Raw genomic sequence first — 20,668 nt, forward strand, 5'->3', positions numbered from 1 at the left:
ATGAAATCGACAAGTCAGAAATTTTTTCTCAATGTTTACTGAAAAGATACGAAAAGAATTACACTGCTGAAACTGTTTAGCTGGTATATCGAGTGGTGTTAATGAATAAACACAGTGTTTTTGTCGTACTTTACATCCTGATCGTTATTGTCGCCATTTCCCTGGCTACCTCCTATTATCTTTCAAATCTGAATGAAGAGGCCGGAATGCGGGCGAAGATCCAGCAGGAGCAGGGACTTCAGGCCTTCTGGGAACTTGTGCGCTCCAAGGAGGGAGACTTTCACGTCGATGGCGACAGGATGCTGCTCGGCGATGTTGTGCTGAACGAAAATTTTGAGTTGCCGGACACGGTGAGCAGGATATTTGGCGGCACGGCAACCATCTTCATGGGGAACACCCGGATTTCCACGAGCGTTCGCAGGGAAGACGGCAGCCGGGCGGTGGGGACTAGGCTGGAAGGGCCAGCGTTCGAAGCGGTTTTCAGGCAGGGGAGACCCTATCGCGGCGAGGCCATGATTCTCGGAGTGCCGTACTTCACCGCCTACGACCCGATCAGGAGCGAGGCCGGTAATGTGATCGGCGCGCTCTACGTGGGGGTCAGGCAACAGGATTTCTTGAACCACTACGAACAGGCCCGCAGGGACGTGATCATCTCCGCCATGATCATCGCCCTCGTATTCGCTGCGCTCTCCTATGCCCTGCTGGCAACCCGCCGTTGTTACGAGGATATCCTCGCGGAAAGCGAGGAGAAGTATCGGGAGCTCTTTGCCGGATCTGCCGAAGGGATATTTCTTCTGGACGATGCATTCATCGACTGCAACGAGCAGGCCTGCCGGCTGCTCGGCTGCGGGCGGGAGGAGATCATCGGCCGGTCGCCGGTGGACTTTTCGCCCCCCCTGCAACCGGATGGCCACGCATCCGCCGACCGGATCCGGGATATTCTCGCCACCGCCCTCCAGGGAGAAGTCTCGTTTTTCTCCTGGCAGCACCGTCGCAAGGACGGCACCTTGATTGAAACGGAAGTGTCGCTCAAGGCGGTCACATTCCAGAAGCACCGGATCAATCTGGTGACGGTCCGCGACGTGACCGAGCGCCGGAAGATGGAAGAGAAGTATCGCGCCGTATTTGAGACCACCGGCACTGCTACAGTGATCATCGAGGATGATACGACCCTTTCCCTGGTGAATGACGAGTTCGTGCGATTGTCGGGCCTCAGCCGCGAGGAGCTCGAGGAGCGACGGAGTTGGACCGAATTCGTGACCGCCGAGTGCCGCGAGTGGATGCTGGGTTATCACTATGGCCGCCGGATCGATGCCCACGCAGTCCCTTCATCCTACGAGTTCGACTTTGTGGACCGCTTCGGCGTTGTCCGCCATATCCTCACCAACGTGAAGGTTATTCCCGGCACCGGCAAGAGCGTCATGTCGTATCAGGACATAACCGACCAGAAGCGGATTCAGAAGCTGCTGGCCCTTGAGAACCAGATCATGGAGCTCATTGCCGGCGGTGCGCCCCTGACGCACATCCTTGAGCGAATCTGTCTGGCCGTGGAGGGCCAGACAGACGGGGGGCTCTGCTCCATTCTCCTTGCTGACCCCGCTGGGGAGCGGTTGCGGCACGGGGCGGCGCCAAGCCTTCCCGAAGAGTACAATCGGGTCATGGACGGAACGCGGATCGGTCCGGCCATCGGCTCCTGCGGTGCGGCCGCCCACGAGCGGCGTCAGGTCATTGCCGCCGACATCGCCACCGACCCGGCCTGGGCAAAATGCCACCAGATCCCCCTTGCTCACGGGCTCAAGGCCTGTTGGTCCACTCCGATCATCGCCGGCACCGGTGAGCTCCTCGGCACCTTCACCGTCTACTATCGGTCGGCCCGAGCGCCGGGCAAGCCCGAACTTCATCGGATCGAGCGGGCCACCAATCTGACGAGCGTCGCCATTATGCGGACCCGGGGACGAGAAGCCCTCGAAGCCACTCTCCGCTTCAGGAAAATCCTCATCGACACCATGCCGAACCCCGTTTTTTTCAAAGATGCCAAGGGGCTTTATATCGGGTGCAACCGCGCGTTCGAGTCGGCCTTTGGCGTCACGGCCGCGGACCTGGCGGGCAAGGTTGTTCACGACGTGGCTCCAGCCGGCCTGGCCGACCTCCACGTCCGGATGGACGAGGATCTCAATGCTAATGGCGGGCTGAAGAAATATGAGGCCCCGGTCCTGTTCGCCGATGGTCACGAACGTCAGATGGTGTTTTACAAGGCTGCGTTTCCCGGCGATGACGGCACGGCGGGGGGGATTATCGGCGTCATGCTGGACGTGACTGAGATCCGGGACGCGGAACGGGCGATCCGCGCCCTTCAGCGGCAGCAGCAGGCGATACTCGATAACATCCCCGACCTGGTCTGGCTCAAGGATACGGAAAGCCGGTTTGTTGCCGTCAACGAAGCCTTTGCCCGGGCTTGCGGCTCCACGTGCCGTGATCTTGTCGGAAAGACGGACCTTGATGTCTGGCCCCGGGACCTGGCGGAGCACTACCGTCAGGATGACCGGCTTGTGATGGCGTTGCGGCAGCAGCGGTGTATCGAAGAGCCCCTGGAGGAGACGTCGGGAGAGCGCCATTGGCTCGAGACCATCAAGATGCCGGTCATTGAAGAGAACGGTGCAGTGGTCGGCACCACCGGCATTGCCCGGAACATCGATGCCCGCAAGCAGGCAGAGGCGGCTCTCCGGGAAAGCGAGGAGCGCTTCCGCGAACTATTCGAGCAGAACGAGGATGCCATCATTCTGCTCAGGCGCGAGAGCTTCGACGTGATCGACGCCAACCCGGCGGCGGAGAGCCTCTTCGGCCACTCCCGTGCAGAGTTGATCCGCCTCGGCCCCTGGTCATTCATTGCTCCGGAAGAATATAATACTTTCATTGGGGCGGTCCCTCCGCCCGGTGAGCCGGCCGCCTTTCAAGTGGACCGGCTCGGCAATGTCCGCAAGAGCGGCGAAGCCATCATTGTTTCCGTCTGGGGAAAGACCATCCGCCTTCGCAATGAGGAGGTCATCTACTGCTCCATACGCGATATTACCGACCGGATCAGGATGGAGGAGGATGCGCGCAATACTCAGGCCAGGCTCATTCACGCCAACAAGATGACGTCGCTCGGGGTGCTCGTCTCGGGCATCGCCCATGAGATCAACAATCCCAATACGTTTATCCAGGGGAACGCAGGCATCATGGGAAAGGTCTGGCAGGATGTCATGCCCATTCTGACTCGACACCGCGAATCCTCGGGAGAAGCCTCTCTGGGAGGTCTCCCCTTCGAGGAGATGGAGCGGATCGTCCCGCGTCTGCTCCTCGGCATCAGGGAGGGGGCCCGACGTATCAGCGCCATCGTCGGCAACCTGAAGGATTTCGCCCGGGACGACACCGCCTTCGGCCCCAGCGCCATCGACGTGAACATGATCATCAGGGATGCGGCGCTCATCCTCACCCATCACATCCATCGCCACACCGACAACTTCCAGCTTCATCTCGACGAAGACCTGCCGAGCGCACTGGGCCGGACGCAACAGGTGGAGCAGGTGGTGATCAACCTGATCATGAACGGCCTCCAGTCCCTTCCGGGCAAGGATGCTGGGCTCAGTGTCTCCACAAAGGCGGACCGTGCGGCGTCCACCGTTGTCATTACCGTGCGCGACGAAGGGGAAGGGATGACGCAAGAGGTCATGGCGCGACTCACGGAGCCGTTCTTCTCAACCAGGCTCGAGCGGGGCGGCACGGGGCTCGGCCTTTCCATCTGCGCAACAATCATCAAGGAGCACAATGGTTCGCTCCAGTTCGAATCGGAGCCCGGAGGGGGGACTACCGTGACGGTGACCCTGCCGGAAGCATCGGGCAACGGCAGGATGGCCGGTCTGCCCCAGAGGGAATTCCATGCGTGATACCGAGGTTTTTCCCATTCTTCTTGTTGACGATGAGGAGGAAATCCTCTTCACCGCCTCCGTCACGCTCCGAAGCTGCGGCTTTTCCTCGGTGGTCACCGAAAGCGACAGCCGTCGGGTCATGGATATTCTTGCCCGGCAAGAGGTGGCGCTGATTATCCTCGACCTGTACATGCCCCACCTTCCCGGCTACGACCTCCTGAGGGAGATCGTGGCGAACTACCCCCAGATCCCGGTCATCGTCGTCACCGCTGCCAACGAAGTGGATATGGCAGTCCAGTGCATGAAGTCGGGTGCGTTTGATTATTTTGTGAAGCCGGTTGAAGAGGCACGCCTGCTGGCGAGCGTCCGCAGGGCCATGGAGATGCGGGCGTTGCGCGGCGAGGTGGACTCCCTTCGCGCGTACATCCTTTCCGGCCGGCTGGAGCACGAGGAAGCCTTTGCGCCCATTCTCACCCGCAGCCCTCGCATGAGGTCGGTCTTTCAGTATCTGGAGGCAGTGGCCGGATCTCCCCAACCGGTGCTCGTCTGCGGCGAAACAGGGGTGGGAAAGGAGCTCGTGGCCCGGGCAATCCACAGGGTGAGCGGCCGCAAGGGGCAATTTGTCGCCGTCAACATCGCCGGGCTTGACGATGTGGTTCTCTCGGACACCCTTTTCGGCCATCGCCGCGGCGCATTCACCGGCGCCGACCGCGACCGGGAAGGGCTGCTGGCACAGGCGGCGGGGGGGACCCTGTTCCTCGACGAGATCGGCGATCTGGGAGCAGCTTCCCAGGTGAAGCTCCTCCGGCTCCTGCAGGAACAGGAGTACTACCCCCTCGGCGCCGACACCCCGCGCGCCAGCCGAGCCCGGATCATTGCCGCCACCAACCGCGATCTCCCGCATCTGATCGAGGAGAACGCCTTTCGCCGCGATCTCTATTACCGCCTCCGTGCCCATGCCGTGCAGATCCCACCTCTGCGGGAGCGGAAAGAGGACATCCCCCTGCTGGTCGACCATTTTCTTGACGGAGCTGCCGACGTCCTCGGTAAGCGGAAGCCGACCCCTCCCGACGAGTTGTACGGCTATCTGGCCACCTATGATTTCCCCGGCAACGTCAGGGAGCTGCAGGCTATGGTCTACGACGCCGTTGCCCGCCATGGCGGTAAGATGCTGTCCATCGACAGCTTTCTGGATGCGATGGGGGCAGGCCGGTCCGGTCGGCCATCCTGTGCCCTCCAGGAGTTGGCGACCAGTATCGGATTCGGAGACCGGATTCCCACCCTGAGAGAGGCGGAAGAAGCCCTCACTGCCCAGGCCCTGGCCCGCGCCGGAGGGAATCAGGGCATAGCCGCCTCCTATCTCGGCATCAGCAGGCAGGCCCTCAACAAGCGGCTCAGCCGGCGCTGCGGGGATTGAACCCCATCTCTCCAGTGGTTTCCCCATCGTAGTCTCACGTTCTTCCCCCCTCCATTTTCCCCCGTCAGGTCCCATCGGTACGGTAACCGTTGGTATTTCCCCCCCCATGCTGTGCGGCACCAATAAAGCGGTGCGACAAAAGGAGCATTGCGACTTCGGTTGCAGAGCCCGCCGGCGCGCCTCCCGTGCGGCATTGCCGGATTATTGCGATTCGGCTGCAACTTCCGTCGCACGGGTTTAATGAGCGACGCCTTGTAACTGTCTGAAAATACACAGAATAATTTGTGAGAATATTGGCATTCCTGATGCTCATACATGGTCGGGGCCGGAGGCATCACCGGCCATGACGACGTACGCTGGGGAGGAACGTAGCCAATGACCGAGAATGCAGGCACCACCGCACGTATTGCTCTCAGCGGCGATTGGGCTATTACCGGCGTGTCGACCCGACTGTCCGAGCTGACAGCCCACCTGCACGCGCTGGTACCCCGTACGCCTAACTCCGGCGATGCCTCAATGGGGCCGGAAATCTGTCTGGCGGCGGTGGAGACCATCGACGCCAGCGGGTGCCAGCTCCTTTCGGTTTTTTTCGATCACCTCCGCCGCCACGGGCTTTCGCCCAGACCGGTCAATCTGCCTGGACATGTCCAAGCCTGCGCGGACCTGTTGGGCTTCGCCCCCGTGATGGAAAGGACAGGGTTCTAGAACATGCCGTCAACGAACGAACAGACCCCAACCATCGACCTTCGCGCCTTTAGTCTCGTCTTCTTCGAGGAGTGCGCGGAGCACCTGGCGGATATGGAGCGACTGCTCCTGGCCATGGACCCCCACAACCCGGATCAGGAGGATCTCAACGCCATTTTCCGCGCCGCCCACTCCATCAAGGGAGGCGGCGGCATTTTCGGCTTTGAGGACATGACGGTTGTCACCCATGAGCTCGAATCGGTCCTGGACCTGGTGCGTGGCGGGGAGACGGCGCTTACCCCGGCCATGGTCGATCTCTTTTTGATGGCAGCCGACGTGATCGCCATGCAACTGGCGGGACGTCGGGAAGGAGCGCCGGTGGACGATGGGGCAGTCGGGGGCGTGTGCGCAGCTCTGCGGGCGCTCCACTCCGCCTCGCCCAGCACCCCGTCCGAACCGGATGACGCGGGGAGGAACATCCAGTCGGCGAGTCCCGAACCAGTGCGCTACCGGATCGATTTCACGCCGTCGCCGGACATCTTCTGCAGGGGCATCCGGATCGAGAATCTCTTTGAGGAGATTGCAGAATTAGGGCGGCTCAGGGTTAACGCCGAGATCCCCGAAACGGTGGAACTGTCCGCGTTTGATCCTGAGCTCTGCCATACCCGCTGGAGCCTGGAGCTGGAAACGACGGCGCCGGAGAGCGAAATCCTCGACATCTTCGAATTTGTGGCCGATGACGGCTCCATCGCCATGACGGCCATGGAAAGGCCGCAGGAGCAGCGGGCCCCCGCAGGACAGGCCCCCCTGCAGCCGGATGTCTCGCCGGTGCGTGAGAGCCGGGGGAGGGACCTGGCCGACGGGTCCATTCGCGTCGGCGTCACCAAGGTGGACCAGATAATCAACCAGGTGGGGGAGCTGGTCATCACCCAGGCAATGCTCACCCAGCTCGGATCGGTCCTCGATCCCGTCCAGTTCGCCGATCTGCACCGGGGGCTTCAGCAACTCTCCCGCAATACCCGGGATCTCCAGGAAAGCGTCATGTCCATACGGCTCGTACCCATCAGCCTCGTGTTCAGCCGGTTTCCCCGCATGGTGCGGGACCTGGCCGCGAAGCTCGGCAAAGATATCGAGCTCAGGATGGTCGGTGAAGGGACCGAACTCGACAAGGGGCTAGTGGAAAAACTGGCCGATCCTCTCACCCATCTGGTGCGCAACGCCGTTGACCACGCCATCGAGTCGCCCGAGGCGAGGGTTGCGGCCGGCAAGCCCGCAGCCGGGACGATCACGCTGCGGGCATCGCAAGTCGGCGGAAAGATCGTGATCGACGTGATGGACGACGGCTCAGGGCTCGATCGGCAGAAAATCCTGAAGAAAGCGACAGAGCGTGGGCTCGCCGCCAGTGACGCCATGAGCGACGACGAGGTCTGGCAGCTCATCTTCGCCCCCGGCTTTTCCACTGCCGAGGCGGTCACCGACGTCTCCGGCCGGGGGGTGGGGATGGATGTGGTGCTGCGCAACGTCCAGGCCCTCGGCGGGCGGGTGAGCGTGACCAGCGAGGCCGGGAGGGGGACGCGGCTCACCCTGAGCCTCCCCCTTACTCTGGCCATCCTCGACGGCCTCTCGGTGGCGGTCGGGAAGGAGAGGTTCATCATCCCCATCAACGCCATCGTTGAGTCCCTTCAGCCGCAGACGGGAGATATCCGGACGGTGAACGGGACGGGGCGTGTGCTCCAGATGCGGGGTGAGTACCTGCCGTTCATCCCCCTCCATGAACTGTTCGCCATCGGCGGAGCCGAAGAGCGGCCCGAAGCGGGTGTCCTCGTGGTGGTGGACGCAGAGGGGGAGAAGGTCGCCCTGCAGGTGGACGCGCTGGTGGACGAGCAGCAGGTAGTCATCAAGAGCCTTGAGGACAACTACCGGAAGGTGCCGGGTTCGGCGGGGGCGACCATCATGGGGGACGGCCGGGTGGCGCTGATCCTCGATGTCGGAGAAATAACCTCCCTCTGGCGGGGGAGAATCAGGGAAGAGGCCGCATGAGCGAGCCGGCAAAGCCAAGGAGATCGAGTATGGAACAGGTAGCAGGGGGCATTGGAGGGGCGACGGCGGCCGGGACGAAGGAGTATCTCACCTTTACCCTCGGCGGCGAGGAATACGGGATGGACATTCTCAAGGTCCAGGAAATCCGAGGGTACGACGCCGTGACCCGGATTGCCAATACTCCCGAGTTCATCAAGGGGGTCATCAACCTCCGCGGTGTGATTGTGCCCATCGTTGACATGCGGATCAAGTTCAATGTGGGAAGCGTTGAATACAGCGAGTTTACCGTGGTCATCATCATCAACGTCCTCGACCGGGTGGTGGGAATGGTGGTGGACGGCGTCTCCGACGTGGTGGCCCTGGCGCCGGAACAGGTCAGACCTGCTCCCGAGCTCTCCTCGAGCCTCGATACCCGCTACCTTGCCGGACTTGCCACTGTGGACGACCGGATGCTCATCCTCGTCGACATCGAGCAACTGATGAGCAGCGCCGAGATGCAGCTTGTGGACCTGGCTGCCTAGACATATCACGAACAAAGAAAGGCGAAGACGATGAAGATCAAGAAATTCAACGACTGGACGATACTTTCGAAGATCCTGTGCATTTCCGTTGTAACGCTTGTGGCCCTCGTGGCCGGCATCCTTTTCTACGTGCTCCCCATGATGGAGAAGAAGATGATGGCGGAAAAGATGGCCGCCACCCAGAGCGTGGTGGAGGTCGCCTACGGGGTGTTAGAGGGGTTTGCCGCAAAGGTTAAATCCGGTGAACTTACGGTCGCCGATGCCCAGAAGAGATCCCTTGACAGTCTGCGCACCATCCGCTACCAGGGCAATGAGTACTTCTGGATCAACGACCTGGAACCCCGGGTGCTCATGCATCCGATCCGGCCGGAGATGGAAGGGACGGTTGTGGCGGATGTCAAGGATCCCAACGGTAAGGCCCTGTACCTGGAGTTCGTCAAGGTCGCCAAGGAAAAGGGGGCCGGTGTTGTGGACTACATGTGGGCGAAGCCCGGTTCCACCAAGGCGGTGGACAAGATTTCCTATGTGAAGCTCCACAGCCAGTGGGGGTGGATCGTGGGCAGCGGTATCTACGTCGATGACGTGAAGGCCGGCATGGCCAAGGTACGCCTTCAGGTAATCAGCGCTACCGTGATCCTTGCGGTTCTGATCTTTCTCTTCGCCTGGCTGGTGGCCAGCAGGGTCCGTCGGGCGCTGGCCGAGGCGATTGCTGCCTCCGAAAAGATCGCTGCCGGTGATCTGACCACAACCATCGAGGTGAAGAGCCAGGACGAAACTGGCAAACTTCTCACGGCCCTCAGCCATATGAACGAAAGCCTCTCCCACATCGTGTCCGAGGTACGGACCGGGGCCGATTCCATTGCCACGGCCACGGAGCAGATCTCGGCCGGCAACGTGAATCTCTCCCAGAGGACCGAGGAACAGGCATCCGCCCTTGAAGAGACTGCATCGAGCATGGAGGAACTCACCTCCACCGTGAAGCAGAACGCCGACAACGCGCAGCAGGCCAACCAGCTGGCGGTTACCGCCAGCGACGTGGCGGTGCGAGGCGGTGATGTGATCGGCAAGGTGGTGACCACCATGGAGGGAATCACCGCCAGCTCGCGCAAGATCGCCGACATCATCACCGTTATCGACGGCATTGCTTTCCAGACCAACATCCTTGCCCTCAACGCGGCGGTGGAAGCAGCCAGGGCCGGTGAGCAGGGGCGTGGTTTCGCCGTGGTGGCCGGTGAGGTCCGCAGCCTCGCCCAGCGCAGCGCAGCGGCGGCCAAGGAGATCAAGTCACTGATTGAGGATTCGGTGGGCAAGGTGGAGGACGGCAGCCGCCTGGTGACCGAAGCGGGGACCACAATGCAGGAAATCGTGACCAGTATCAAGCGGGTCGCTGACATCATGGCGGAGATTTCCGCCGCCTCGGTGGAGCAGTCGAGCGGTATCGAACAGGTGAATACCGCCATTACCCAGATGGACGATGTGACCCAGCAGAACGCTGCACTGGTGGAGGAGGCTGCCGCCGCCGCCGAATCCCTCGCCGAGCAGGCCAACGCCATGGTGGAAATGGTCAGCAAGTTCAAGCTGGATGAATCGCTCCTGGCAATCAGGCAGCCCGTCCGTGCGGCTGCTGTCAAGGACCAGGCGGCGAAACAGGTCAAGCCTGCCAAGCCCGTGAAAAAGCTCGCCCGGTCTGCCGCCGTTGCCAATGGTTACCACAGAGCCGAACCGCCGCATGAGGAGGGTGCCCCCATCAAGAAGGCGGTGGGTTACGATGATGACGACTGGAAGGAATTCTAGATGAACATGATCCAGGGCCAGTGGCCGGCAGCGGCGACGGTGGCCGCAACCGGTCGAGGCGATGCCGGGGGCGCCGGAAGGAGGGGGAACTCTCCTCAGGGCGCAACCGGGCTTCACCAGTTCCGCTACACGGATAACGACTTCGAGCGCATCCGGGAGTTGATACACCGCTGCGCCGGCATTTCCCTCAATCCGGGCAAGCAGCACATGGTTTACAGTCGTCTCGCCCGCCGACTGCGGGTGAGACGCGTTCCCTCCTTCGCAGACTACATCGACCTGGTGGAGCGAGGCGATCAGGCGGAGATAGAAGAGTTCATTAATGCCCTGACGACCAATCTGACGGCGTTTTTCCGCGAGCCCCACCACTTCCCGCTCCTCGCGCGGCACCTGGACCGGCTGGTGTCACACCGCCGGTCGCTGGCGGTCTGGAGCAGCGCGGCATCGTCGGGCGAGGAGCCTTACTCCCTTGCCATGACGGTTGTCGAACACTTCGGCAGCTTCAACCCGCCGGTGAAGATTTACGCATCCGATATCGACACCAGCGCCCTGGACCGGGCACGGCGCGGTGTCTATGCGGCGGAACGGGTGAGGGATATGTCGCCCTCACGCATGAAGCGGTTTTTCCTGCGGGGTGAAGGAAAAAATGCCGGCTATGTTCGGGTGAAGCCCGAATTGCAAAGGCTTGTAACCTTCGAGCGACTCAACCTCTTGGACGAGCAGTGGCCCCTTGCCGAGCGATTCGATGCCATCTTCTGCCGCAACGTGATGATCTACTTCGACAAGACCACCCAGTATCAAGTGCTGAAACGTTTTGTACCCCGGCTTCAGCCGGAGGGGCTTCTCTTTGCCGGCCATTCGGAGAGCTTCCATCAGGCCTCTGATCTATTCCGGCTCTGCGGCAAAACGGTCTACTCGCCGGTGGGGATTGCCCGCGACGGCAACCGCGAGGCGCCATGACCCGGGATTTCGTCTGCTCAACCTACTTCGACCGGTCCTTCAACCGGCAGGTGGTGAAAATCCTGCCGGGTGAATACTACGCGACGGCTGCCGACACCATGATCGTCACGGTCCTCGGGTCGTGCGTTTCGGTCTGTCTCCGCGACCGTCTTACCGGCATCGGGGGGATGAACCACTTCATGCTTCCCGGCCATGGAGCTCAGTCGCCATCGGCGCGCTACGGTGTCAAGGCCATGGAGGTGCTGCTGGAGCATCTCAAGCATCTGGGGGCGGACCATTCCCGCCTGGAGGCAAAGGTGTTCGGCGCCGGTCGGGTAGTGCAGGGGATGGGCGACGTGGGGAGCCACAATGCCGACTTCGCGCTTGAGTACCTGGGGAGCCGGGGCATCCCGGTGTCGGCGCTCGATGTGGGGGATGTGCATCCGCGCAAGGTGTATTTTTCACCCCGCACCGGCCGTGTCCTTGTGAGACGGATCCGCGGTTGCGCCGACGACTCGGCCGCACGATGAGAATGGCAGGTATCGCACCATGGCTATAAAAGTACTTGTTGTCGACGATTCGGCCCTGATCCGCAGCCTCCTGAGCGAGGTCATCAACAGCCAGCCCGACATGGAGGTGGTCGGCGTTGCCCCCGATCCCCTGGTCGCCCGCGATAAGATCAAGGCCCTCAATCCCGATGTCCTCACCCTGGATGTGGAGATGCCGCGCATGGACGGCCTGGTGTTCCTCGAAAAACTGATGCGCCTCCGACCCATGCCGGTAGTGATGGTCTCGTCGCTCACGGAAAAGAGCTCTTACATTACACTGCACGCCCTGGAACTCGGCGCGATCGATTACATCACCAAGCCAAAGCTTGATCTGTGCAGTGGCATCATGGAATACAGCCGGGAGATAGCCGACAAGATTCGGATCGCGGCGCGGGCACGACTGAAACGGCCCGGCCGTGGCCACACCCAGCTTGCCGTGGCCCCCAGGCAGAGTGCCGATGCGGTCCTGCCGGCCATGCACCGCTGCTACACCGGAACGGAAAAGGTGATCGTCATCGGCGCATCCACCGGGGGTACCGAGGCGCTCAAGGATCTCCTGGGAGCGATGCCGGCAGACGCGCCGGGCATCCTTATCACCCAGCACATGCCCGAGGCGTTTACCCGTACCTTTGCCAAGCGGCTCGACGGCCTCTGCCGGATCAGCGTGAAGGAGGCCGAGCACGGTGACCGGATCCTTCCCGGGCACGCGTACATAGCGCCGGGGAATCGTCACCTCATTCTGGCCCGCAACGGTGCCAACTATGTGGCTCAGCTCTCCGACGGACCGCCGGTCAACCGGCACCGTCCTTCAGTTGGTGTTCTCTTTCGTTCCGCCGCAAACTGTGCCGGCAGCAATGCGGTTGGCGTAATCCTCACCGGAATGGGGGACGACGGTGCCGACGGCATGTTGGAGATGCGGCAGGCAGGAGCGTTCACCATTGCCCAGAATGAGGAGAGTTGCGTGGTCTTCGGTATGCCCAAGGAAGCAATCGCCCGCGGCGGGGTCGATGAGGTGCTGCCGCTGCCGGAAATCAGCAAACGACTGGTCGGCTGGCTGTCGGCCCAAGGGGGGAAAGCCTTCCGTGTCTGAATCAGTTTTGTGCAGGACTGATAGCAGGGGGCGAAAAAAGAGGCTTCGCGGGTTTTCCGCGAAGCCTCTTTTTGTTGCCGGTGCAAAGCGCTGTCAGTTGCTGGCCGGCCTGGGGGTATCGTCCGAGTTGGGCGGCAGGACCGGGTGCATCACCTTCGGCTGCGCGCCGGTGAGGGTGTTGAGGAACGTGACGATCTTGTCGGCGTCGGTGTCGGTGATGGAGATGCCGAGTTGGGCGCTCCCCATGATCTTGACGGCGTCCTTCAGTTTCCAGACCTTGCCCGAGTGGAAGTAGGGCATGGTGATGGCCACGTTGCGCAGGCTCGGCGAACGGAACACGTATTTGTCCGCGGCCGTGCTGGTCACCTTGTAGCGGCCGGTGTCGTCCACGGGTCTCACCACCGGCCCCGGATCTTCACGGACGCCGAAGGGGAAGTAGCCGGTTCCGCCCATGTTGACGCCGCTGTGGCAGGCCGCGCATCCTTTGTCCAGGAAGAGGGCGAGCCCCTGTTCCGCTGTGGTGCTGATGGCCTTGCGGTTGCCCTTCAGGTATTTGTCGAAGGGGGCATCGGGGGTGACGAGCGTGGCCTCGAAGACCTCGATGGCCTTGGCCACGTTGTCGAAGGTTACCGAATCACCCTGCCCGGGGAAGGCCTTGCGGAAAAGAGGTGGGTAACCGGGAATGCTCTTGAGGGTGGCGACCAGGTTTTCGGGCTTGTTGTTCATCTCCACCGATGCCTGAACAGGCCCCTTGGCCTGGGCTGCCAGGTCCTCGGCCCGGCCGTCCCAGAACTGGGCGATGTTGTAGACGGCATTGAGCACGGTGGGGGAGTTGCGTGGCCCCTTCTGCCAGCCGTGACCTATGGAGGTCTCCAGGATGTCGGTGCCGCCCAGGCCTACGTTGTGGCAGGTATTACAGCTGATTAAGTGCGAAGCCGAAAGCCGCGGATCGAAGAACAGCATTCTTCCCAGCTCGACCCTGGCCGGACTGGCCGGATTGTCCTTCATGACCGGCGGCTTGGCAGGGATCGGCTTGAAGAGCCCCTGCGCACGTTTCATGACATCCTCTTTCCCCCAGGCGACGCCCGCTACCAGGGTGAGGGCCATTCCCCATGCGAGATTTCGGGTTTTCATTCGAGTTCCTCCTGAACGTGAAGTGATTGACAGGGATAAGTATAGAGCAGCATTGCCTTTGCGCAAGACGATCGGACAATCACTTCCGCCCCGGTCAAAAGTCGTGGAAAACCGTCAGGCCGGCGGCGAAGTCGGGGCTTGCGTCGGACAGCCCCGCAGCCACATAGCCTTCCAAAGACATGGGACCAAAGGCGTAGACCCCCTTGAGACGCCCCTCGAACGGCGCGTCGGAATCCTCTGCCGGGGCCGTTGCGCCACGGCCGAGGATCGCAGCATGCAGAGATGGCGTGAACTGCCTGCCGAGACCGGCCTCGTAGCTGAGGTAGTCCTTGGTGGCATAGAGATCGGAGGATCCCTGAACGATCCAGACAGCTTCGCCGAAGGGACGCCAGTCCCCGAGCCACTTGTCCAGCGCGAGGCCTCCGCCCGCGTCGAATTTACCGGTACCGAGCCCCTTGTCCTCGTCGGCGGTGGGGAACTTCAGGTAGAGGAGTGGGCGTACCCGGGGCACCACCGTTCCCTCGGGAATGATGATGTAGCCGGCCGTGAGGGTAATGTCGCCGAGGCCGTTGGCCGATCCCGTTGATCCGCCTGCCGTTGAGCCGGCGTTGCCGCCGGCCCCAGCCTGAAAACGGGTGCCCGCCGCCGTGGCGGCACCGCGGGCATATCCCTGACGGTAAGGCATGACCGTGCCGTAGGCATTGTCGCCATTGGTCTGGTACACCCAGGGGATAAACAGTTCAAGGTCCAACCGCTCGGTGGGGTAGAGGTCCACGATAAGTGGCACCGCGATGAAGTCGGTACTGGTCCCGCTGCCGTAGTCGCCCGTGGCGAAATCGACCCCCAACCCCACGGCCCCCCATCGTCCCTCGACGGGAACGTCCCGCCGCTCAGAGGCAAGCACCGCTGTCCAGCTGAGGCAAAGCAGGGCACACGCGAAAAAAAGCGGAAGCAAGAGCCTTCCACGCCATAGCATGATCTTTGTTGTTTTACCCATTCGCTTCATCTCCCGTGTCGTCCTCCTCCGCGTCGTATCGGAGACATGGGCCGGGTCCCATTGCCGCGGCTGCTGCCGGACCAGAAGGGGCGCCCGGCATCGCTCCGGATGGCTGTTTCCCCGCCGGTCAAGCTGTTGCCGACCTTTTGGGTCAGAAGGTAGATTGTGCCGTCCTTGCCGATGGCCTTGGCTCCTTTGGCAGTGAGCCGGTCGCCCGGTTTCAGGGGGAAGCCTTTTTCATTCCAGTACCAGCGCGGACCAAGCGCCAGGACAACGGTGTCTTCCCCCTCTTTGATCGTTACGAGCATATGCTTGCCATCGCCGCCCGGCTCGACGGAGGCGATAGTGCCCGTCACCGTGACTACCGTGTTGAGGTCGTAGCCTTCATCGAGATCGAGGCCGCTCTTTTCCCATCCCCAGCCGAAGCCGAATCCCCAGCCTGCCGTGGCGTTTCCCGCATGGAAAAGGGCCAGAAAGACAAGAATCGTGAGTATGAGGGTTGAGCGGCCTCTGATCATGGTTGCACCTTACCTCCTGGTGAATCGGCTACCGGGCGGTTCCGCCGGTATAGGCGGAACCGTAGCCGGTGCCGTCCTGGGGGCGAGTGACGTTGCCGGTGCCGTCGCCGGGGCCGAGGCGTCTCATGGCTCCCGTCCCGACGCCCTGACGCGCGGTGCCGGCTCCGCTGCCGTCACGGAGCTGCTGGCGGGACGAGGTCGCAGCTGATGCCGCCGTTGCCGTACTGGTGAGGCAGCTTCCGTCGCGGAGCTGAAGCCGGTCTCCGGTCCCCTGGCCGGCCATGGGGCCCTTGCCGCCCCGGGCCATGGCCTCGCCGCCGAGGGCAAGGGCCCCCGCTGCCACCATTACTGCTACCGCAAGTACTTTTCTGGTCATTTCTTCTTCCTCCCTGTGTGGTTAGTGGTGTCGATGGGGAATCGACAATCTCTGCCAATCAGTATTCCACGCACCATGCCAGGGGTGAGGGTTGTTCTATCATTTTGAAATAACTTGTAATTTTTTGTACTGACGAGATGTTTTCCGGTTGTTTCAGTGCAGAAAATGCACGTGTTCATGACTAATTTGCACCGCCCCGATCATCCCCCACCAATCCATACTCCCGAAGGCGGTACTGGAGGGTACGCCGGGAGATACCGAGCTTTTCGGCGGTCAGGCGCCGGTTGTTGCCGCAGCTTTTGAGGGCGGCCAGGATTGCTTCCCGCTCCAGCCCCTTGAGGACTCCTTCCCCGTCCTGACCGGCGGGGAGAGGTGCCCTGAAGGTCTCAGGGAGGTCGTCCAGGGTCAGTGCGTGCCGGGCGAGGATTACCCCTCGTTCGATGACGTTCTGGAGTTCGCGGATGTTGCCGGGCCAGGGGTAGCGCTTGAGGGCCGCCATGGCATCGGGTTCGATCCCCCGGATTTTTTTGCCCGTCATTCCCGAAAAGCGACGGATGAACCAGTTCACCAGGTGTGGCAGGGCGTCGCGGCGCTCCCGCAGAGGGGGGAGCGCGACGGGGAACACATTCAGGCGATAGAAAAGGTCTTCCCTGAAGCGCCGTTCACGGATTTCAACGGCCAGATCCCGGTTGGTGGCAGCCACTACCCGCACGTCAGCCCGAATTTCCCTGTTTCCTCCCACCCGCTCGAAGGCCCGCTCCTGGAGGACCCGCAGGAGCTTCGCCTGAAGGGGGAGAGAGAGTTCACCGATTTCGTCAAGGAAGAGAGTTCCCCCCTGGGCCAGTTCGAATTTTCCCCGCCGGGCCTGGACCGCGCCGGTGAAGGCTCCCCGCTCGTGGCCGAACAGCTCGCTTTCGAGCAGGGTTTCGGGGATTGCCGCACAGTTCACCGCCACGAAGCCGGCACCGTGTCGGGGTGACAGGAGGTGCACGGCCCGGGCGATGAGCTCCTTGCCGGTGCCGCTTTCCCCGCTTACCAGGACAGTGGTGCCGGTGGGGGCGACCTCTCCCACGAGTCGTCGTACCGGGGCCATGGCCTCGCCGGCGAAGATGAGATCCTCCGGCGGGAGTCCCGCCGCTTCGGTTTCCTTGAGGGCCAGGTATTCCCGCTCGCGGCTCTTTCCGGACAGGACCCGTCCCACGAGAACCCGCAGGGTGTCCGGGTCCTTCAGGGGTTTGGTGAGGAAATCCGCCGCCCCCTCTTTCACCGCGACCACTGCTTCTTCAATGGTCCCGAATGCCGTGAGAATGACGAATGCAGGCGGATAGTCATCATCGCGGCTCGCCCGGAGGAGTTCCAGTCCTCCGACGCCGGGCATCCGCAGGTCTGAGAGGACCAGGTCGAAGGATTCGCGGCGCAGCAGGGCCAGGGCTTCTTCTCCGTCAGCGGCCTCCCGGATGTCGTATCCCTCTCCCCTGAGGACTGTCCTGAGAAATCCCCGGAAGGTGCTGTCATCTTCGGCTATGAGTATGCGTGTCGTCATGTGTGTTGTATGCCTCTCATCGGTGAAGGGGGAGTGTTACCCGAAAAACGGTGCCGCCACCGGGATTATCCGCCACGCTGATGCTCCCCCCATGGGCTTCGGCTATCTTGCGGCAGACAGCCAGCCCCAGGCCGCTGCCCCGGGCCTTTGTGGTGAAGAACGGGGCGAATATCCGCTCCCGGTCGCGGGGGGCGATGCCGTGGCCGTGGTCTGCCACGCTGATCTCGACCGTTTTACCTTCGCGCCGGGAGACAACGGTGAGCTTTCCCCCGTCCGGCATGGCCTGAATGCCGTTCTTTGCCAGATTGAGAATGAGTTGCTCCAGCCGCGCTTCGTTTCCTCTGGTGGCCAGTCCCGCGGCAAGGGATGCCGCAATGGTGACGCCGGCGACCCGCGCTTCGGGTTCCACCAGTGCCAGCACATGGTTAATCACCGTGTTTACCTGGAGCGGCCCTTCTGGCCCGGGCTCCGGCCGGGCGTAGGCAAGAAGGTCGCTGACGAGCGATTCGAGCCGGATCGCCTCGGTGACGATCAGTGCGGAGAACTCCCGGTTTTCATCGTCGTTGCTCCGCTCCATGAGCAGTTGGGCGTAGCCCTTGATCCCGGACAGGGGGTTGCGCACCTCGTGGGCAAGCACCGCCCCCATTTCTCCCAGTTGCGCAAGCCGCTCCCGGCGGACCATTTCCAGCCGGTGCTCCTGGGCCCGGCGGGCGTAGCGATAGAGGAGCACCCCCATTGTCCAGGCCGCCGCCAGCAGCGAAAACAGCACGACCATGCCTACCCTGGCCCGATGGAGAACCGCATCGGCCCGCCAGGGATGAAGTGCCAGGCGCAGGGCCAGGGTCCGGCCGGGGAGGTGGAGGGGGGCGTGATATTCGTACACCTCTTCGCCCGTGCCGAGTCTGACGCGGTTTTCCACCAGGCCCCGTCCGCCGAGAACCGGCATGTACCGTTGATCCGTCACCCGCGACCCGATCAGGTCGGCATTAGAGTGAAAGACAATGGTGCCGTTGCGGTCGATGACCGAGAGATAGGCGATGTCCCGGGCGCGAAAGGCGGCCAGTGAGGTCAGGGACGAGTCGCGTGCCGCAATCGATTCCAGCGCCGACGTGAGCGAAAGGGCAAGCCCCCGGAGGTTCCCTTCGGCAATGGGGCGTGCGCTCCGGTAGTTTCCCACGGCGAACCAGCCGAGAAGCAGTGACAGGATGACTCCGGCCGCAAGGGCGATGAGGGAAACGATAGTGCCGCGCATACGTAGGATTGTTGTCGAACCCATTTAATCTGTTTATTTGAATGTACTATAGCATTGCCGGCTGTCCGTGCAAACGGATATGATATCTTGCCCCGAACGGTTGGGGAGGTATGCTGGAAGAAGCGATGCCGTCATTATGCGCGGTCAGGTGTGGAGTTTTCAATGAAAATGTATCAATTTTCCAAAACGCAGATCCTGCCCGTGCCGTTGACGCTAGCCTGGGACTTTTTCTCGGATCCGCGCAATCTTGCCGCCATTACCCCGCCGGATATGGGGTTCGTCATTACCTCGCCGGTGCCGGAGCGGACCCATGCGGGGATGGTGGTAACCTATGCGGTCTCACCGTTCGGCGGGCTTCGGGTGCCGTGGGTTACCGAGATCACCCATTGCGCGGAGCCCTCTCTTTTCGTGGACGAGCAGCGTTTCGGGCCATACCGTTTCTGGCACCACCAGCACCATTTTAGGGAAGTGTCCGGTGGAGTGGAAATGCGAGATATCGTCCACTACATGCTCCCCTTCGGCATCATCGGCCGTCTTTTCGCGCCCGTTGTGGCGAGGCGGCTTAAGGCGATCTTCGATTACCGGCGCGATGCGCTCGCTGCCCGCTTCGCCGCTCTTTCGCCGGGCGCCTGACAGTCATATACTCCCGGGAAATCCGCTAACAGCACCGCGATGAGCTTACGGTCCACTCCTGCCCGACTGGGGGACAGGCTGCACGCAGCGGCACACCTGCCCCGGTCGTACTCCGGCGGACCTTTTTCCGCTTTTCCCGCCATCTGTTCCGGTCTATCATCCCTTCCCCAGGAGGTACCCCATGAAAAAGGGAAAACCGGCGAAGAAGTACTCCCAGGCAGCCCGGGTCCATGACCTCATCCGCCTCATCGAGGCGCGGCACGGCGTGACCATTGCCGAAATGGCCGAGGAAACCGGCGTGGACCGCCGCACCATCCACCGTGACCTGGCCGCCATCCACGAGGCGGGATATCCCCTGGTCTCCGACTGGGAGGAGGGGCGCAAGGTCTACCGCTTCATCACCCGCTTCCGGGACGTTCCCCCCATTGCCTTCACTCTTCAGGAACTGGTGGCGCTCTCATTTTTCCGCACCCAGCTCAATTTTCTGGACGGCACCCCCTTCCGGGAGGACCTGGATGCGGTCTTCCGCAAGGTGAGCTCGGTCCTCCCCCCACGCTACGCGGCCCATATGGAGCGGATTGCCGAGGTGTCCGTTCCGCTTCTGCAGGGACGGCGCGACTATTCACGGGTTGGGGATGGGCTGCGCAGCCTGCGCGATGCCCTCATTTACCAGTACCGGGTACGGCTTTCCTACCAGGCCAAGGGACAGGGGCGTCCCGCCCTGTATGATGTGGACCCCTATACCCTGGTCTTCTACAAGGGAGGGCTCTATCTGGTCGGTTATGCGCACAACCGGCAGGCGCTGCGCACGTTCGCAGCCGAACGGATCACCGCTGTCGAGGTTACTCGCGATCGGTTCGAGATCCCCGATGACTACCGTCCGTCCGAGCGGCTGCGGGATGCCTTCGGGATCGTTGAAGAGGAGCCCCTGTCAGTGGCGATCCGTTTTTCGCCCGAACTTGCCCACACAGTCCGCGACCGGATCTGGCATCCCACCCAGCAGGTCCGTATGGAGCCCGACGGCGCCTGCGTCCTTTCCTTCACCGCAGGCGGCCGCATGGAGATCATCGCCTGGGTTCTCTCCTACGGTGCTCATGCCGAGGTCCTCTCCCCTCCCGATTTGCGGGCTGAAGTGGCCCGCGCCGCCGCCGCCGTTGCCGCCCGTTACGTGTCGCCGGGGAGTGACGGATATCGGTGACAGAAGGCGGTAAAGTTTGCGCGACGGATGCCGATAAGTATTGAGTAGTGCCCCCGTATCCCCGATGTCCTGTTCTCGC

The 20,668-nt window shown here is 62.2% G+C and carries 17 protein-coding genes; 11 read left to right on the forward strand and 6 right to left on the reverse strand.

Features of this window, described 5'->3' with window-relative positions; translation table 11 throughout:
* Nucleotides 1-101: 101 nt before the first annotated feature.
* The 9 genes from AABA48_RS16990 to AABA48_RS17030 all read left to right on the forward strand — a co-directional run bounded on the left by AABA48_RS16990 (nucleotide 102) and on the right by AABA48_RS17030 (nucleotide 12,938).
* Nucleotides 102-3,926: a PAS domain S-box protein gene (locus tag AABA48_RS16990; RefSeq protein ID WP_286351423.1), complete on the forward strand. Its 3,825-nt coding sequence runs from the start codon at nucleotides 102-104 to the stop codon at nucleotides 3,924-3,926.
* Nucleotides 3,919-5,325: a sigma-54-dependent transcriptional regulator gene (locus tag AABA48_RS16995; protein ID WP_286351424.1), complete on the forward strand. Its 1,407-nt coding sequence runs from the start codon at nucleotides 3,919-3,921 to the stop codon at nucleotides 5,323-5,325. The genes AABA48_RS16990 and AABA48_RS16995 overlap by 8 nt, the downstream gene beginning before the upstream one ends.
* Before the next feature lie 375 nt (nucleotides 5,326-5,700).
* Complete coding sequence (locus tag AABA48_RS17000) at nucleotides 5,701-6,030, forward strand: STAS domain-containing protein (RefSeq protein WP_286351425.1); 330 nt, start codon at nucleotides 5,701-5,703, stop codon at nucleotides 6,028-6,030.
* A gap of 3 nt (nucleotides 6,031-6,033) precedes the next feature.
* Complete coding sequence (locus AABA48_RS17005; protein ID WP_338270743.1) at nucleotides 6,034-8,049, forward strand: chemotaxis protein CheA; 2,016 nt, start codon at nucleotides 6,034-6,036, stop codon at nucleotides 8,047-8,049.
* Nucleotides 8,050-8,078: 29 nt separating this feature from the next.
* Entirely contained in the window at nucleotides 8,079-8,570 is a 492-nt protein-coding gene (locus AABA48_RS17010) for a chemotaxis protein CheW (RefSeq protein WP_286351427.1), read from the forward strand.
* Between the two features lie 30 nt (nucleotides 8,571-8,600).
* Nucleotides 8,601-10,364 carry a methyl-accepting chemotaxis protein gene (locus AABA48_RS17015; protein WP_286351428.1) on the forward strand — a complete coding sequence of 588 codons (1,764 nt, stop codon included), beginning with the start codon at nucleotides 8,601-8,603 and terminating at the stop codon, nucleotides 10,362-10,364.
* Nucleotides 10,365-11,321: a CheR family methyltransferase gene (locus AABA48_RS17020; protein WP_286351429.1), complete on the forward strand. Its 957-nt coding sequence runs from the start codon at nucleotides 10,365-10,367 to the stop codon at nucleotides 11,319-11,321.
* Nucleotides 11,318-11,830: a chemoreceptor glutamine deamidase CheD gene (locus AABA48_RS17025; protein WP_286351430.1), complete on the forward strand. Its 513-nt coding sequence runs from the start codon at nucleotides 11,318-11,320 to the stop codon at nucleotides 11,828-11,830. The genes AABA48_RS17020 and AABA48_RS17025 overlap by 4 nt, the downstream gene beginning before the upstream one ends.
* A gap of 19 nt (nucleotides 11,831-11,849) precedes the next feature.
* A complete protein-coding gene (locus AABA48_RS17030) occupies nucleotides 11,850-12,938 on the forward strand; it encodes a protein-glutamate methylesterase/protein-glutamine glutaminase (protein WP_286351431.1) in 1,089 nt (362 codons plus the stop codon).
* Between the two features lie 93 nt (nucleotides 12,939-13,031).
* Here AABA48_RS17030 and AABA48_RS17035 read toward each other — a convergent pair whose 3' ends face one another.
* The 6 genes from AABA48_RS17035 to AABA48_RS17060 form a co-directional block, all read right to left on the reverse strand.
* The gene (locus tag AABA48_RS17035) at nucleotides 13,032-14,072 is read right to left on the reverse strand and encodes a cytochrome-c peroxidase (protein ID WP_286351432.1); all 1,041 of its coding nucleotides are present in this window, start codon (nucleotides 14,070-14,072) and stop codon (nucleotides 13,032-13,034) included.
* A 94-nt stretch (nucleotides 14,073-14,166) separates the two neighbouring features.
* Nucleotides 14,167-15,069: a transporter gene (locus AABA48_RS17040; protein ID WP_286351433.1), complete on the reverse strand. Its 903-nt coding sequence runs from the start codon at nucleotides 15,067-15,069 to the stop codon at nucleotides 14,167-14,169.
* 5 nt (nucleotides 15,070-15,074) lie between these two features.
* A complete protein-coding gene (locus AABA48_RS17045; RefSeq protein ID WP_286351434.1) occupies nucleotides 15,075-15,587 on the reverse strand; it encodes a hypothetical protein in 513 nt (170 codons plus the stop codon).
* Between the two features lie 28 nt (nucleotides 15,588-15,615).
* Complete coding sequence (locus AABA48_RS17050; protein ID WP_286351435.1) at nucleotides 15,616-15,963, reverse strand: hypothetical protein; 348 nt, start codon at nucleotides 15,961-15,963, stop codon at nucleotides 15,616-15,618.
* 181 nt (nucleotides 15,964-16,144) lie between these two features.
* A complete protein-coding gene (locus AABA48_RS17055; RefSeq protein ID WP_286351436.1) occupies nucleotides 16,145-17,506 on the reverse strand; it encodes a sigma-54-dependent transcriptional regulator in 1,362 nt (453 codons plus the stop codon).
* Nucleotides 17,507-17,522: 16 nt separating this feature from the next.
* The gene (locus tag AABA48_RS17060; RefSeq protein WP_286351437.1) at nucleotides 17,523-18,758 is read right to left on the reverse strand and encodes a two-component system sensor histidine kinase NtrB; all 1,236 of its coding nucleotides are present in this window, start codon (nucleotides 18,756-18,758) and stop codon (nucleotides 17,523-17,525) included.
* Nucleotides 18,759-18,920: 162 nt separating this feature from the next.
* Between AABA48_RS17060 and AABA48_RS17065 the strand changes: the two genes are divergently transcribed.
* Both AABA48_RS17065 and AABA48_RS17070 read left to right on the forward strand, forming a co-directional pair.
* Nucleotides 18,921-19,391 (forward strand): SRPBCC family protein, encoded by a 471-nt coding sequence (locus AABA48_RS17065; RefSeq protein WP_286351438.1) that lies wholly within the window; start codon nucleotides 18,921-18,923, stop codon nucleotides 19,389-19,391.
* 181 nt (nucleotides 19,392-19,572) lie between these two features.
* Nucleotides 19,573-20,589, forward strand: a complete 1,017-nt coding sequence (locus tag AABA48_RS17070; protein WP_286351439.1) for a helix-turn-helix transcriptional regulator — start codon at nucleotides 19,573-19,575, stop codon at nucleotides 20,587-20,589.
* Nucleotides 20,590-20,668 lie beyond the last annotated feature (79 nt).

The sequence above is a fragment of the Geobacter sp. 60473 genome, assembly GCF_036323535.1.
GTDB lineage: Bacteria > Desulfobacterota > Desulfuromonadia > Geobacterales > Geobacteraceae > Geobacter > Geobacter sulfurreducens.

What these genes read in the sequence shown, in the direction of transcription:
- AABA48_RS17010 (WP_286351427.1), top strand. Translation starts at nt 8,079, where the DNA reads ATGGAACAGGTAGCAGGGGGCATTGGAGGGGCGACGGCGGCCGGGACG.
- AABA48_RS17025 (WP_286351430.1), top strand. Translation starts at nt 11,318, where the DNA reads ATGACCCGGGATTTCGTCTGCTCAACCTACTTCGACCGGTCCTTCAAC.
- AABA48_RS17040 (WP_286351433.1), bottom strand. Translation starts at nt 15,069, where the DNA reads ATGGGTAAAACAACAAAGATCATGCTATGGCGTGGAAGGCTCTTGCTT.
- AABA48_RS16990 (WP_286351423.1), top strand. Translation starts at nt 102, where the DNA reads ATGAATAAACACAGTGTTTTTGTCGTACTTTACATCCTGATCGTTATT.
- AABA48_RS17030 (WP_286351431.1), top strand. Translation starts at nt 11,850, where the DNA reads ATGGCTATAAAAGTACTTGTTGTCGACGATTCGGCCCTGATCCGCAGC.
- AABA48_RS17060 (WP_286351437.1), bottom strand. Translation starts at nt 18,758, where the DNA reads ATGCGCGGCACTATCGTTTCCCTCATCGCCCTTGCGGCCGGAGTCATC.
- AABA48_RS17045 (WP_286351434.1), bottom strand. Translation starts at nt 15,587, where the DNA reads ATGATCAGAGGCCGCTCAACCCTCATACTCACGATTCTTGTCTTTCTG.
- AABA48_RS17015 (WP_286351428.1), top strand. Translation starts at nt 8,601, where the DNA reads ATGAAGATCAAGAAATTCAACGACTGGACGATACTTTCGAAGATCCTG.
- AABA48_RS17000 (WP_286351425.1), top strand. Translation starts at nt 5,701, where the DNA reads ATGACCGAGAATGCAGGCACCACCGCACGTATTGCTCTCAGCGGCGAT.
- AABA48_RS17055 (WP_286351436.1), bottom strand. Translation starts at nt 17,506, where the DNA reads ATGACGACACGCATACTCATAGCCGAAGATGACAGCACCTTCCGGGGA.
- AABA48_RS17065 (WP_286351438.1), top strand. Translation starts at nt 18,921, where the DNA reads ATGAAAATGTATCAATTTTCCAAAACGCAGATCCTGCCCGTGCCGTTG.
- AABA48_RS16995 (WP_286351424.1), top strand. Translation starts at nt 3,919, where the DNA reads ATGCGTGATACCGAGGTTTTTCCCATTCTTCTTGTTGACGATGAGGAG.
- AABA48_RS17035 (WP_286351432.1), bottom strand. Translation starts at nt 14,072, where the DNA reads ATGAAAACCCGAAATCTCGCATGGGGAATGGCCCTCACCCTGGTAGCG.
- AABA48_RS17050 (WP_286351435.1), bottom strand. Translation starts at nt 15,963, where the DNA reads ATGACCAGAAAAGTACTTGCGGTAGCAGTAATGGTGGCAGCGGGGGCC.
- AABA48_RS17070 (WP_286351439.1), top strand. Translation starts at nt 19,573, where the DNA reads ATGAAAAAGGGAAAACCGGCGAAGAAGTACTCCCAGGCAGCCCGGGTC.
- AABA48_RS17020 (WP_286351429.1), top strand. Translation starts at nt 10,365, where the DNA reads ATGAACATGATCCAGGGCCAGTGGCCGGCAGCGGCGACGGTGGCCGCA.
- AABA48_RS17005 (WP_338270743.1), top strand. Translation starts at nt 6,034, where the DNA reads ATGCCGTCAACGAACGAACAGACCCCAACCATCGACCTTCGCGCCTTT.